This is a genomic window from Mycolicibacterium austroafricanum (assembly GCF_902705885.1).
Taxonomy (GTDB): Bacteria; Actinomycetota; Actinomycetes; order Mycobacteriales; family Mycobacteriaceae; genus Mycobacterium; species Mycobacterium vanbaalenii_A.
In genome coordinates, this window is the sequence record NZ_CACSIP010000067.1 from 205,183 (window position 1) to 217,643 (window position 12,461).

General features: G+C 67.4%; 12 protein-coding genes. 5 read left to right on the forward strand and 7 right to left on the reverse strand.

The window, feature by feature from the left end:
* Positions 1-187 precede the first annotated feature (187 nt).
* The gene (locus BEMPMBAN_RS32855; protein WP_234897783.1) at positions 188-634 is read left to right on the forward strand and encodes a hypothetical protein; all 447 of its coding nucleotides are present in this window, start codon (positions 188-190) and stop codon (positions 632-634) included.
* On the opposite strand, the gene prcA is transcribed toward BEMPMBAN_RS32855, so the two are convergent.
* From prcA to dop, 4 genes are all read right to left on the reverse strand, one after another.
* Entirely contained in the window at positions 631-1,383 is a 753-nt protein-coding gene (prcA, locus tag BEMPMBAN_RS30800) for a proteasome subunit alpha (protein WP_159235246.1), read from the reverse strand. The genes BEMPMBAN_RS32855 and prcA overlap by 4 nt on opposite strands.
* Entirely contained in the window at positions 1,380-2,279 is a 900-nt protein-coding gene (prcB, locus tag BEMPMBAN_RS30805) for a proteasome subunit beta (RefSeq protein WP_425295024.1), read from the reverse strand. The genes prcA and prcB overlap by 4 nt, the downstream gene beginning before the upstream one ends.
* Complete coding sequence (locus tag BEMPMBAN_RS30810) at positions 2,276-2,470, reverse strand: ubiquitin-like protein Pup (RefSeq protein WP_159235247.1); 195 nt, start codon at positions 2,468-2,470, stop codon at positions 2,276-2,278. Before BEMPMBAN_RS30810 ends, prcB begins: the two co-directional genes overlap by 4 nt.
* 70 nt (positions 2,471-2,540) lie before the next feature.
* Positions 2,541-4,040: a depupylase/deamidase Dop gene (gene dop, locus BEMPMBAN_RS30815; protein ID WP_159235248.1), complete on the reverse strand. Its 1,500-nt coding sequence runs from the start codon at positions 4,038-4,040 to the stop codon at positions 2,541-2,543.
* Between the two features lie 94 nt (positions 4,041-4,134).
* Here dop and BEMPMBAN_RS30820 point away from each other — a divergent pair, with 94 nt between their 5' ends.
* Positions 4,135-5,280, forward strand: a complete 1,146-nt coding sequence (locus tag BEMPMBAN_RS30820) for a hypothetical protein (RefSeq protein WP_159235249.1) — start codon at positions 4,135-4,137, stop codon at positions 5,278-5,280.
* Between the two features lie 84 nt (positions 5,281-5,364).
* Here BEMPMBAN_RS30820 and BEMPMBAN_RS30825 read toward each other — a convergent pair whose 3' ends face one another.
* Entirely contained in the window at positions 5,365-8,046 is a 2,682-nt protein-coding gene (locus BEMPMBAN_RS30825) for a helix-turn-helix transcriptional regulator (protein ID WP_159235250.1), read from the reverse strand.
* Positions 8,047-8,088: 42 nt separating this feature from the next.
* Positions 8,089-8,616, reverse strand: coding sequence for a DUF4333 domain-containing protein (locus BEMPMBAN_RS30830; protein WP_234897784.1), 528 nt, complete (start codon positions 8,614-8,616; stop codon positions 8,089-8,091).
* A 107-nt stretch (positions 8,617-8,723) separates the two neighbouring features.
* On the opposite strand from BEMPMBAN_RS30830, the gene BEMPMBAN_RS30835 reads away from it, so the two are divergent.
* Positions 8,724-9,344, forward strand: coding sequence for a hypothetical protein (locus BEMPMBAN_RS30835; protein ID WP_159235251.1), 621 nt, complete (start codon positions 8,724-8,726; stop codon positions 9,342-9,344).
* On the opposite strand, the gene arc is transcribed toward BEMPMBAN_RS30835, so the two are convergent.
* The gene (gene arc, locus BEMPMBAN_RS30840; RefSeq protein ID WP_159235252.1) at positions 9,341-11,149 is read right to left on the reverse strand and encodes a proteasome ATPase; all 1,809 of its coding nucleotides are present in this window, start codon (positions 11,147-11,149) and stop codon (positions 9,341-9,343) included. The genes BEMPMBAN_RS30835 and arc overlap by 4 nt on opposite strands.
* 148 nt (positions 11,150-11,297) lie before the next feature.
* Here arc and BEMPMBAN_RS30845 point away from each other — a divergent pair, with 148 nt between their 5' ends.
* Both BEMPMBAN_RS30845 and lppK read left to right on the forward strand, forming a co-directional pair.
* A complete protein-coding gene (locus tag BEMPMBAN_RS30845; RefSeq protein WP_159235253.1) occupies positions 11,298-11,816 on the forward strand; it encodes an MTB12 family secreted protein in 519 nt (172 codons plus the stop codon).
* Positions 11,817-11,838: 22 nt separating this feature from the next.
* A partial coding sequence (lppK, locus tag BEMPMBAN_RS33000; protein ID WP_425295026.1) for a lipoprotein LppK occupies positions 11,839-12,461 on the forward strand: 623 nt, incomplete at its 3' end.

Consider the following 12,461-nt stretch of genomic DNA (forward strand, 5'->3'; position numbering starts at 1 on the left):
GCCGACCGCTCCATTTCGGCAGAGAGATTCTTGACGGCGACGTTGACGATCGTTGAGTTGCGTATTACGCAACATACTGCGTCATACGCAACAGATCATCCATCCTCCGGGCTTTGGACGCAAGACGGACACGCGACGACTTGTCAGACCGGCGGGACAGGCTGGCGTCACGAGAGGAGGTCGTCGAATGGACTCGCCGGAGCAGACCGACCCACACCGTCCCGAGCTGTCATCAATTGATGACGACTTCGACAATGACAATCCCGACGACAATCCCGACGACAACGCCGACGACAACGCCGACGACGATGCCGCCACCGAGCGCACGAAACCGTGGTGGCAGGACCATCCCGAACTGGACGCGATAAGAGCACGCGTCGAGGCAGAGATCTACGGAAAGGTCGAGCGACCTGAAAACGACTCACCCGACCCGGTACTGGCGGACTATCTCAGCGGCGACAGCGTCCGAGAGCTCAGGAACGCCCGCGACGACCTGACACGTGCAAAATCACGCTACGAGAACGCCGTTCGGGCGGGACGTGCGGCCGGGCTGACCTGGGCGCAGATCGGCCGAGTCCTCGGTGTCAGCCGTCAACAGTTGCACCGGCGGTTCCGCGACGCCACGGACTGCTAGGAGTCCGCCTTCGGCGCTTCTGCAGCATCGTCCGCGCCGCTCGAATCGCGTTGCGGAAGCAACGCTTCCAGCGCCGAACCGGTGATCCGCCGGAATGCCCGCCTCGGACGATCGGCCTCCAGGACCGCCACCTCCAGCGTGGCCGGTCCCAGAACGCGAGGCTCGCCGCCGTCTCCGCTGGCACTGAGCGCTGCCACGGCGATCGCGACCGCGTCGGACAGGCTCGCGTTCTCGGTGTAGGACTCGTTGAGTGCGGTCGCGATCGGTTCGGTGACCCCACCCATCACGACGAAGTGAGGCTCGTCGGCGATCGAGCCGTCGTAGGTGATGCGATAGAGCTCAGGGGCTTTGGTCTCGCCGTAGTGGGCGACCTCGGCCACGCACAACTCCACCTCGTACGGCTTGGCCTGCTCGGTGAAGATCGTTCCCAACGTCTGGGCGTAGACGTTGGCGAGCTGGCGGCCGGTCACATCACGGCGCGAGTACGCGTAGCCCTGGGTGTCGGCGAACCGGATGCCGCCGCTGCGCAGGTTGTTGAACTCGTTGAACCGGCCGACGGCGGCGAAACCGACACGGTCATAGAGCTCGCTGACCTTCTGCAGGGACCGCGACGGGTTCTCGGCGACGAACAGCACGCCGTCCGCGTAGGCCAGCACGACGACGCTGCGGCCCCGGGCGATACCTTTGCGCGCCAACTCCGAACGCTCACGCATCGCCTGCTCAGGCGAGATGAAATAGGGAAAGCTCACGAATCCTCACCTCGAGGCTCGGCGTCGGGACCGAACGTGTCTGCCCGCGAACGACTCTCGATGATCTGTCGGCACACCGCGGCGATCTTCTGCTCGGACACATCGGCGGCGCCGTCGGCATCGATGGCCACGGCGGTCGGATAGATCCCCCGCACCAGGTCGGGCCCGCCGGTCGCGGAGTCGTCGTCGGCGGCGTCGTAGAGCGCTTCGATCGCGACCCGCAGCGCGGAGTCGGCGTCGGTGACTTGCGAGTAGAGCTTCTTCATCGAGGACTTGGCGAAGATCGAGCCGGAGCCGACGGATTGGTAACCCTCTTCCTCGAAGTTCCACCCGCCGGCGGCGTCGAACGACACGATCCGACCTGCACCCTCGGGGTTCTTGTCATCAAGGTCGTATCCGGCCAGCAACGGCAGTGCGACGAAGCCCTGAAGCGCCGCGCCCAGGTTGCCGCGGACCATGGTGGCCAACCGGTTCACCTTGCCGGGAAACGTCAGCGCCACCCCTTCGATCTTCTCGTAGTGCTCGAGTTCCACCGCGTACAACCGGGCGAACTCCACCGCGATCGCAGCCGTCCCGGCGATGCCCGTCACGGTGTATTCGTCGGTGATGTACACCTTCTGGACGTCGCGGCTCGCAATCATGTGGCCCTGGGTCGCGCGCCGATCACCGGCCATCACCACGCCGCCGGGATACTTCAGCGCGACGATGGTGGTTCCGTGAGGCACCGCGTCCGTCGGTGTCGGACCAGAACCGGAACCGGAACCGGGCAGCAGATGTGGCGCCTGGTGGCGCAGGAAGTCGGAAAACGAGGACAGGTTCACACCACCATGGGACATAACGTGCGGCAAGGCGTCAAAAGCTCCGGGCAATGATTGTTCGCGGTGCGGCCAGGTCACTGGCCGCCCTTCTGGACATAGGCGCGGACGAAGTCCTCGGCGTTCTCCTCGAGAACGTCGTCGATCTCGTCGAGCAGGTCGTCGGTCTCCTCGGCGAGCTTCTCGCGGCGTTCCTGGCCGGCGCCCGTGCTGCCGGCGGGGTCGTCGTCATCACCGCCGCCGCCACCCCGCTTGGTCTGCTCCTGGGCCATCGCTGCCTCCTGCGTATGTCTGAATCCACCACACTACCGGTCGGCAGCGAGATTGCTGGGGATAGTCCGATCAGCTGGTCGTCAGCTGCTCCACGAGTTCGACGGCGCTGCCGACCGAGTCCAGCAGGGCCCCGACATGGGCCTTGCTCCCCCGCAGCGGCTCCAGCGTCGGAATCCGCACCAGCGAATCGCCCCCGAGGTCGAAGATCACCGAGTCCCAGCTGGCGGCGGCGATGTCGGCCCCGAACCGGCGCAGGCACTCCCCCCGGAAGTAGGCCCGGGTGTCGGTCGGCGGGTTGTCGACCGCGTCGAGTACCTGCTGCTCGGTGACCAACCGCTGCATCGAGCCCCGGGCCACGAGACGGTTGTACAACCCCTTGTCCAGGCGCACGTCGGAGTACTGCAGATCCACCAGGTGCAGCCGGGGGGCCGACCAACCGAGGTTCTCCCGTTGGCGGAACCCTTCGAGCAGCCGCAGCTTGGCCGGCCAGTCCAGCAGGTCGGCGCACTCCATCGGATCACGCTCGAGCAGATCGAGGACCTTGGCCCAGGTTTCGACGACATGGGAGGCCCGTGGATCGGGGTCGCGGCTGTCGACCAGTTTGGCGACCCGGTCCAGATAGATCCGCTGCAGCGCCAACGCCGTGAGTTCGCGGCCGTCGGCCAGGGCCACCGTGGCCCGCAACGACGGGTCTCGGCTGATGACGTGCACGGCGTGCACCGGGCGGGCCAGCACCAGATCGGTGAGGTCGAACCCCTCCTCGATCAGGTCGAGCACCAGGGCGGTCGCGCCGACCTTCAGATAGGTGGACGTCTCGGCCAGGTTCGCGTCGCCGATGATGACGTGCAGCCGCCGGTACTTGTCGGCGTCGGCATGGGGCTCGTCGCGGGTGTTGATGATGCCGCGCTTGAGCGTGGTCTCGAGGCCGACCTCGACCTCGATGTAGTCGGAACGCTGGGAGAGCTGGAATCCGGGCTCGTCGCCCGAGGGCCCGATCCCGACCCGGCCCGACCCGGTGACCACCTGGCGGGACACCAGAAACGGCGTCAGGCCGGCGATGATCGCCGAGAACGGCGTCTGGCGAGACATCAGATAGTTCTCGTGCGAACCGTAGGACGCACCCTTGTTGTCGATGTTGTTCTTGTAGAGCTGCAGCCGGGCCGCGCCGGGGACGCTGGCGACGTGGCGCGCGGCGGCCTCCATCACGCGTTCCCCGGCCTTGTCCCAGATCACCGCGTCCATCGGATCGGTGCACTCGGGCGCGGCGTACTCGGGGTGGGCGTGATCGACGTAGAGCCGGGCACCGTTGGTCAGGATCATGTTGGCGGCGCCGACCTCGTCGGCGTCCACGACAGGCGGGGGGCCCGACGCCCGGCTGAGGTCGAAACCGCGTGCGTCACGCAGCGGGGATTCCACCTCGTAATCCCACCGGGTGCGCTTGGCGCGCTGGATGCCGGCGGCCGCTGCGTACGCCAGCACCGCCTGCGTGGAAGTCAGGATCGGATTCGCCGTCGGGTCGGACGGCGAAGAGATGCCGTACTCGACCTCCGTTCCGATGATCCGTTGCATACCGACCAGCGTAGAGGTCAAGGTTGCCGGCAAGGTCACGAGGCTGCGTGGAACGCAGGCGGGCGACGGGACGCCGTGATGAGATTGGCCGACAATGAGTCCGACCTCCGAGCAACGCCTGGCCGCCGAACGCTGGTTCCTGCAGCGCGGCCTGCCCGCGGTGCTGCGTCCCGGCACCTTGGTGCGTCGGACCTGGACGCGGTCGGCGCCGGCGTTCGCGGCTTTCGCGGTGATGCTCGGGTTCTCGATCCTGGTCGTCGCCGTCACCGGGCGGCACACCATCGACATCGACGGTTCACCGACGCGCACCGAGTGGTTTCTGCTCGGGGTGGTGGTGCTGGTGCTTCCGGCAGCGGCGCTGGTGGGCTGGCTGGTGTCGCGTGCCGAGGACCTGCGGGTGCGCGGCGCCGTGTCGACCGCGACGATGGTGGTGGCCGCGCTGGCCGTCGTGTTCGGCGGTCCGAGCTCCTACGTCATCGTCGACGTGATCGTCGAGCTGGTGGTCATCGCGCTGATATTGGTCTGCACCGCAACAGGAATCGGTTCGATTCTGGGCTGGGCGGCGCGGGTGACGGGGGCCAACCTCGCGTCTGTGGGCAGCATGCTGCTGCGCGCGCTACCGGTGATGCTGCTCACCGTGTTGGTGTTCTTCAACGGCCCCGTCTGGACGATGGCCTCCACCGTCAGCCGTGGCCGGTTGTGGATGGCACTGCTGTTCCTGTTCGCCATCGCCGCGGCATTCCTGGTGTCCGGCACGCTGAGCCGGGTCCGCCCCATCCTGCAACCGGATGCCAAGCAGCCCGAGGACGCCGCGAAACTGACCGGAACGCCGTTCGAGACACTGCCCGACCGGCCCCGCCGGGTCGCGTTGTCCAAGCCGGAACGAATCAACGTGGTGTTCGTGCTGGCGCTGTCCCAGATCGTCCAGGTACTCACCGTCGCGGTGGTGACCGGGCTGCTGTTCCTTGCGCTCGGGCTCCTTCTGGTGAGCCCGGAGATGTTGGCGGCCTTGACCCAGGGCGGATCAACCGACGGCCATGTCCTGGGGATGACGCTGCCGATACCCGACGCGCTGATCCAGGTCACGATGTTCCTGACCGCGTTGACGTTCATGTACCTCGCCGCGCGGGCGGTGAGCGACAAGGAGTACCGGCAGCAGTACCTGGATCCGCTGATCGACGACCTCAGGCTCACCCTGGTGGCGAGGGACCGCTACCGCGCTGCGACGGCGGCACGGTGAGCGCCCGATCTGGCGCTGCGGCGGATCCACGACTGATTGCTGCACCGCGGACTGCCTCTGGTGCTGACGCGGCGGGTGCTACGCCTACCTCGAACTCGAACGCCCCTGATCCCGACCTCCCTCGGACAGCAGCATGTGGCGAGTCGCCTCGGTCCGCGAGGACACCCCGAGTTTGCGGTATGCGCGATAGAGGTGGTTGGCGACTGTCTTGGCGCTCAGGTGCATCTTCTTGGCGATCTGTTGGTTCGTCAGCCCGCGTGCGACCTCTTCCAGGATCCGGCGTTCGGAGTCGGTCAGCCTGCCGATCTCCTCGGAATGCGTCGTCGGTTGCAGGTGTGCAGCCCACGACGACGCGCCGATGCGGCGGAACCCGTAAAGGGCCTCACTTCGGGCGTGCTCGCGCTCGGCTCTGTCGCCGGACACGGTAGCCCTATCCCTCAAAGCCCGGGCACGGTCGAACGCGTCAGCCTCGACATCAAAAAGCGCGATCGCCTCGTCGAGCAGGCGCAGCGCCTGCTCCGGGCTCGCCTGCGCACACATCAGCGCCCGCCCCCGGCGAGCGGTCGCCCGGGTCCACCGGCTGGCCCCGGGAGTCGAGGCGACGTCGGCCAGATGGGCGACGATCGGCTCGGCGTCGCCTGGACGGCCGAGCGCGACATACGCCTCGACCAGATCGACGTGCCACCGTGCCAGTTGCGGCGCCAACAACCCTGCCACCTGCTCGAACGCCCAGCATTCGCCCAGATGGCCGACGACGTCGTGGTACCTGCACTCACTGAGCGCCGCCAACCCTGCGTTGGCGAGCAGGAAGTAGCGCGCGCCGAAGGTCGATTGTTCGTCGGAGATCGCAAAACCCAGTTCCAGGTCGGCGGCCGCGGCCTCGTCGTCACCCCGGATCGCCGCCACGCGGGCCCGCAGGGACAGCCAGAACGGCGCGAACGCCCGTTGCCCGGTTGCCAGGCAGAGCGCCACAGCCTCGTCGAGACACACCAGCGCGTCGTCGAATCGTGAAGCGCGGACGTGGGTTTCACCGAGAGCGCCATACGCCATCGCCAGCGAAGCCCGCGCACCTTCGGGCCGAAGCGTGCCGATCAAGCCGGTCAGCTGGGATGCGCCGGCCTCGTATCGCTCCGCGATGCACATCGCCCTGCCGACGTGCAGCCCGACCAGTGGGTCGTGGCGGATGGCTGCCATCAGGTCGAGGGTGTCCAGCGTGCCCGCCAGTTCGTCGGCGCGACCTTCGTCCCACGCGCTGGCAGCGTGGGCGAGGACTACCGTCGCCACGTCGGATTCGACCGACCCCGGTTTGGTCTGTTCGACGGCGGCCTGGGCGGTCTCGACGATCTGCGCGACCAGACCGAGCATGCCCAACGGGATGGCCATCCGGGCGAGCACGGCGCCGGCCTCCTCCGGCGTCGCGACGGCAAGGCATTCCGTGAGCCGTTGCTGGGCCGCGGCGGGGGCGCCGTCCAACGCTTCGAGCGTCGCCAGCGTCAGCGCTGCAGCCACGTACAACTCGCCCGAGGCCGGGTCGGCCAAGACCATCTCGAGACGGTGCCGGGCAGCCTCGGCCTCACCCGCCGCCCCGAGCAGTTCGGCTGCCTCAAGCCGCAATCGGCCCCGCCGCGAGTCGCTGCCCGTCATCCCCGCAGCGAGGTCGAGCATTCGGGCAGCCGCCTCGATCCCGCGGCCGGCCCGCATCCCCTTGGCGGCGGCGACGAGCTCGTCGGTGAGGGTCTCGTCCGGCCCGATCGTGCCCTGCGCGCGGTGTGCCAGCCGGACTTCTTCGGACACCGACGGGATCGCCGCGAACTCGGCGTTGAGCGCCCGCCTTCGACGCTCTGACATCCCGCCGAGAACCGCGCTGCGCAGCAACGGGTGGCGCAGACTCAGCCGGCCGTGGGACAACCACACCAGCCCGAGGTTCTCGAGCTCACCGAGAGCGGCTTGCGGACTGGGTGTTTCGGACTCGGCGAGGACCGCCCAGGAGCCGTCCGAGGACACCGCGATTCGATCGAGTAGTTCGCGGGCCGGGCTCCCCGGTGACGGAAGCTGACGGGTGAATACGGCTGCCAGGTTTCCGGCCAGTGGGATCTCCTGCGGCAGCGGCGCGACGCCACTCAACTGATCCCGCGAGAGCGCCTGGGGCAGTTCACCGAGGGCCAGCGGATTGCCGGAGGCGACTTCGATCAGTTGCCGGGCGACCGACGGGTGAATCGGGGCGTCGGTAGCCGAACCGAGCACGTCCATCGCGTCGTCCGGCGCCAGCCCGCGGAGTTCGTGAGTGCAGAACCCCTCGGCGAAGGCGGATGTGGCCCGGACGCGGCGGCCGGTGACGACCACCAGCGCCCCGCTGAGCACCGCGCGGCGCAGCGCCAGATTCAGTGCTGTGCGGCTCGATGGGTCCGCGTCGTGGATGTCGTCGACGAGCAGTGCGACGTCGGTGGAGTTCTCCAACCCGGAACACAGCACGTCGGCGGCCCGCATCGGGTCGAGGTCCGCCGAGGACCAATCGGAGGGCGCCGGGGTCGGCAACAGGGTCGCGATTTCGACCGCGGTGGCCATCGGGGGCCCCAACTCGCCTCCGCGACAGGTCAGCACGTGTGCCGCGGGCCCGATCTCATCGGCCAGCCAGGACAGCGCGCTGGATTTGCCCATCCCGGCATCCCCCAGCAGGACATGCACCTCGCCACCGCCGCGGCGGGTCTGAGCCCACGCACGCGTCAACCGGCTACCGAGCTCTGTGCGCCACGCCAACGCTGCCATTGGCAGGCAGGCTATCCCAGATGAGGCGGCGAGGCCCCCCGCTCAGCTCCCCTCGACCACTTCCCAGGTGTCCTGGCCGTCAGGGCCTCCGGCGGTCACCCTGACCGGCCGCGTGTCTCCGCGCGGGTCGGCCGCCTCACACTCGAACGACTCCCCCACCGCCACCACCTTCAGCCCGTCGCCGCAACTCACCGTGACGTCGAAGCCGTAGTCCTGCGAGACGTCCTCGGACAGACCTTTGCTCGTCTCGGCGAGGTCGTAGACCACATCGAGGGTGGCGAAGTCGACGTTGTAGTCGTCGTCGGTGAAGTTCACCTCCACCCGCACGTCGTTGCCCTCGAGATCAGCGATGCAGTTGAAGCTGGATCCCGCCTTCGGCGACTCCGACGGGCGGGGGCACTCGACCTTGTCGACCTGCCGGGAGATCGCGGAGTACTGGGTGTTGAGCTCGTCGGCGATCGCGGTCTCGAGCTTCTCGTAGTCCGGGCCGCCGGCGGAGAAGGAGAACTGGCATCCTGCGACCACCGGGGCCACCATCAGCAGGGCCAGAAGCGGTCGGGATGATGTCACCGCTCGAGAGTACTGCTCACAGGGCCCGCCGATGATAGGAAATATTGCTCAATTCTTGCTCTGCGGATGCCGCTGATCCAGCCGTCGAACGGACTACATTCATTCCGGTGAACGGGCTGCGAGGTAAGCGCTACGGCGAGGTCCTCCTGGTGAGCGTCGGCACGAACCCCGGAGAAGGTCCGCAAGCCGTCGTCTACAACACGTTCGGCCTCAACGACTGCCCGGCCGAGCTGTGGTCGCAACTCGACGCGGACGCCATCGCCAAGAAGCACGGCGCGGCGGCGGCGCTGCTCAACGGCCCCCGGTACTGGCTGATGGACGGCATCGAGAAGGACACCAGCGGACCGCAGGAGACGGCGACGTTCGGCGGGATCGACATGATCCGCCAGGCGACCGTCGCGTTGACGTCGATGAACCCCGCGCCCTATCTGGCCAACACCGTCGCCCGTAACGCGGTGTTCGTCTACGACGCCGGTGAGCCCGTGTTCGAGCTCGTCGACCCGCAGGGCCGGACGTGGGTGATGCAGACGTGGAGCCAGGTCGTCGACCCCGAGCTGTCCTACGAAGACCTCGCCGGACTGGGCGCCCGGCTGCGCCTGCCCGAAGGCTGGTCATACCGCTCCCATGATCTCGACGAAGAGCTACGGATCGACACCAGCAGTCAGGCCGCCCAGGTGCTCCAGGACGACCTGACCAACAGCTACTCGCTGGCGTCCGCCGGTCGCTAGAGGTACTGGCCGAGGTTCGACTCGGTGTCAATAGCCCTGCTTGCACTCGACGACTTGCCGGTGACGAGCGTGCGGATGTAGACGATCCGCTCACCCTTCTTCCCCGAGATCCGGGCCCAGTCGTCCGGATTGGTGGTGTTGGGCAGGTCCTCGTTCTCGGCGAACTCGTCGATGATCGAGTCCAGCAGATGCTGGATCCGCAGCCCGCGCTGCCCGGTCTCGAGGACCGACTTGATCGCGTTCTTCTTCGCCCGGTCGACGACGTTCTGGATCATCGCCCCGGAGTTGAAGTCCTTGAAGTACATGACTTCCTTGTCACCGTTGGCATAGGTGACCTCCAGGAACCGGTTGTCGTCGATCTCGGCGTACATCCGGTCGACGACCTTCTCGATCATCGCCTTGATCGTCAGGCTGCGGTCGCCGCTGAACTCGGCCAGATCGTCTTCGTTGATCGGCAGTTCCTCGGTGAGGTACTTGCTGAAGATGTCCTGCGCCGATTCCGCGTCGGGCCGCTCGATCTTGATCTTGACGTCCAGCCGGCCGGGCCGCAGGATCGCCGGATCGATCATGTCCTCGCGGTTCGACGCCCCGATCACGATGACGTTCTCCAAACCCTCCACGCCGTCGATCTCGCTGAGCAACTGCGGGACGACGGTGGTCTCGACGTCAGAGCTCACCCCGGTGCCGCGGGTACGGAAGATGGAGTCCATCTCATCGAAGAACACGATGACCGGGGTTCCCTCGGAGGCCTTCTCGCGTGCCCGCTGGAAGATCAGCCGGATGTGACGCTCGGTCTCCCCGACGAACTTGTTCAGCAGTTCGGGGCCCTTGATGTTGAGGAAGTACGACTTCGCCTCGCGGGCGTCGTCGCCGCGCACCTCGGCCATCTTCTTGGCCAGCGAGTTGGCCACGGCCTTGGCGATCAGCGTCTTGCCGCATCCGGGCGGACCGTAGAGCAGCACGCCTTTGGGCGGGCGCAGCGAGTACTCCCGGTAGAGCTCCTTGTGCAGGAACGGCAGCTCCACGGCGTCGCGGATCTGCTCGATCTGACGGCCCAGGCCACCGATGTCGTTGTAGCTGACGTCGGGGACTTCTTCGAGCACCAGATCCTCGACCTCGGCCTTGGGGATGCGCTCGAAGGCGTACCCCGCCTTGGTGTCGACCAGCAGCGAGTCGCCGGGGCGCAGCTTGCGCGGCCGGTCGTCACCGAGCACGTCGTCGTCGTACCCGTCGGGCAGGTGCTCGGCCGCGACCAGGGGTTCGGCCAGCCAGACGATCCGCTCCTCGTCGGCGTGGCCGACGACCAGCGCACGATATCCGTCGGAGAGGATTTCGCGAAGGGTGCTGATCTCCCCGACGGACTCGAAGTGACCTGCTTCCACGACCGTCAGCGCTTCGTTGAGGCGAACCGTCTGGCCCTGCTTGAGTTCCTTGGTGTCGATGTTCGGCGAGCATGTCAGGCGCATCTTGCGACCCGAGGTGAACACATCGACCGTGTCGTCCTCCTGGACGGCGAGCAGTACGCCGTAGCCGCTGGGCGGCTGGCCGAGCCGGTCGACTTCCTCGCGCAGCGCCAGCAACTGCTGACGCGCTTCCTTGAGGGTGTCCATCAGCTTGGCATTCCGGGCCGCCAGCGAATCGATGCGCGCCTCGAGCTGGTGCACATCGCGCGCACTGCGCAGTCCGCTCTGTGGGCCTACGGCGTTCTCCAGTTGCTCGCGAAGCAGCGCGGCCTCACGGCGAAGGTTCTCAAGTTCTGCTGCGTCCTCTGGGGACAAGGCCTCAGAACGCTCGGACTCATTCATGCTTGAGCTCCTTTCCCACACCGGATGTTGGCGCGGTAACAACTTCAACGCTACCGGCGATTCAGTCTTTGTGTGTGCTCTAGGAATTCGACACACCAGCAACACTGTTAGCCTTTGATGATCAGTTCGGCCGAACGGAAGGACAGCCGTGACCCTGAAAACCCTCGTTACCAGCTTGACAGCTGGGGCAGCAGCAGCCGTTGTAGTGGGTGCTGCGGCGGCGGGTGTGACCCTAATTGCAGGCGGCACCGGGACCCCCGGCGCCCCCGCACAGCCCGCGGTGCAGCCGGTCGTCTTCGACGTGCCGCTGCCGGCCGCGCCGGCACCCGATCTGCAGGGCCCGCTGCTGTCTACCCTGTCCGCGCTGTCCGGACCAGGCTCTTTCTCCGGATCCAAGGCCAGCTACATCCAGGGCGGGATCGGCCGGATCGAAGGCATCACCGCTGACCGCGCCTACAACAACGCCGCGGCCAAGGGGTACTTCCCGCTGAGCTTCGCGATCGACGCGATCGACCAGAACGGTCCCGTGGCGACGGCGAACGTCACCGCGACGGCCGCCTCCGGTGTGGTCGCGACCCAGCCGTTGACGTTCGTGGCGGGTCCGAGCCCGACCGGCTGGCAGATCTCGAAGCAGTCGGCTCTCGCCCTAGTCACGTCGGTAGGCTGACACTTACCGATTCGTGACACTGGTGCGCCGCACCGTCGCAGTCTGCAGCGCCGCCGCGATCGCGGCGGCGCTCGGACTGGGCGGGTGCAGCCAACCGGCCCCTCCGGTGGCGTCGCCGACGGTGGAAACCTCACCGGCACCGTCAGTCGGGATGCCGCCGCCCGCCCCGCCGGGACCCGGCGGACCGCCGCTGCCTCCTGCGTCGGCGTTGATCGACGTGATGAGCAGACTGTCCGACCCGGCGATCCCCGGCGAGCAGAAGGTGGCTCTGATCGAGGACGGCGCGGCCGACGAGGCTTCCGAACTCGATCGATTCGGCATCGCCCTGCGGGACAACGGCGCGCTACCACTTGCCTTCGAGACCCGAGACCTCGCGTGGTCACAATCAGATCCCGGCAACGTCATCGCGACGGTGGTGGTCAGAACGGCCGGGCCCGACGGCGGAGAGTTCACCTACCCGATGGAGTTCGCCCGGTCCGACGGCTCGTGGCAGCTGACCCGGCAGACCGCCGAGCAACTGCTGGCGTTGGACGGCCCGGAAAGCACAGCACCCCCACCCCCNNNGGCNCCGCCANCCCCCCCCCCACCAGAAGACCAAGAGACCGCCCGAGAGCGCGATCCCGCGGCACAGGATGGCAGAGAAAG

What these genes read in the sequence shown, in the direction of transcription:
- BEMPMBAN_RS30825 (WP_159235250.1), bottom strand. Translation starts at nt 8,046, where the DNA reads ATGGCAGCGTTGGCGTGGCGCACAGAGCTCGGTAGCCGGTTGACGCGT.
- dop (WP_159235248.1), bottom strand. Translation starts at nt 4,040, where the DNA reads ATGCAACGGATCATCGGAACGGAGGTCGAGTACGGCATCTCTTCGCCG.
- BEMPMBAN_RS30810 (WP_159235247.1), bottom strand. Translation starts at nt 2,470, where the DNA reads ATGGCCCAGGAGCAGACCAAGCGGGGTGGCGGCGGCGGTGATGACGAC.
- BEMPMBAN_RS32855 (WP_234897783.1), top strand. Translation starts at nt 188, where the DNA reads ATGGACTCGCCGGAGCAGACCGACCCACACCGTCCCGAGCTGTCATCA.
- arc (WP_159235252.1), bottom strand. Translation starts at nt 11,149, where the DNA reads ATGAATGAGTCCGAGCGTTCTGAGGCCTTGTCCCCAGAGGACGCAGCA.
- BEMPMBAN_RS30820 (WP_159235249.1), top strand. Translation starts at nt 4,135, where the DNA reads ATGAGTCCGACCTCCGAGCAACGCCTGGCCGCCGAACGCTGGTTCCTG.